Annotated in this window: 2 protein-coding genes; both read right to left on the bottom strand. The window is 55.3% G+C overall.

What is annotated here, in order from left to right:
* Nucleotides 1–271, bottom strand: a 271-nt coding sequence (locus tag J4G02_22160) for a WD40 repeat domain-containing protein (GenBank protein MCE2397217.1), incomplete at its 3' end; no start/stop codon positions are given.
* The coding region (locus J4G02_22155; GenBank protein MCE2397216.1) for a GTP-binding protein at nucleotides 259–331 on the bottom strand (73 nt) is incomplete at its 5' end. The genes J4G02_22155 and J4G02_22160, both read right to left, overlap by 13 nt.

The following is a 331-nucleotide window of genomic DNA, read 5'->3' as shown; positions in this document are numbered from 1 at the left end:
TCCCATCTTGTCCTGCGCTTGCAAGCACCTTGCTGTCTGGACGCCACGCGATTGACATTGTGCCGAATTCATGCCCTTCGAAGGCATGGATAACCGCTCGACGACGACCTTCAAAAATTGTCACCGGACCGAGAACCGACGCGGCAGCGATGTATCTCCCATCAGGTGACCACGCCAGATCAATGACGTGGTCGCTGATGGTTGCGTCCCAATTTTCGCGCAGTTGAGAGGGCTGGACAGAGCGGTTGTTCAGGTTGTTCAAGCGAGACATGCTTCAAATCCTTCAGTCAATTCGGCCCGGTCGAGGTTGCGCCCGATGAAGATGAGGCTA

Source organism: Candidatus Poribacteria bacterium (genome assembly GCA_021295755.1).
Classification (GTDB): Bacteria; Poribacteria; WGA-4E; order WGA-4E; family PCPOR2b; genus PCPOR2b.
Note: the sequence above shows the minus strand (reverse complement) of the source record. Positions and strands in the feature narration are given on the sequence as shown.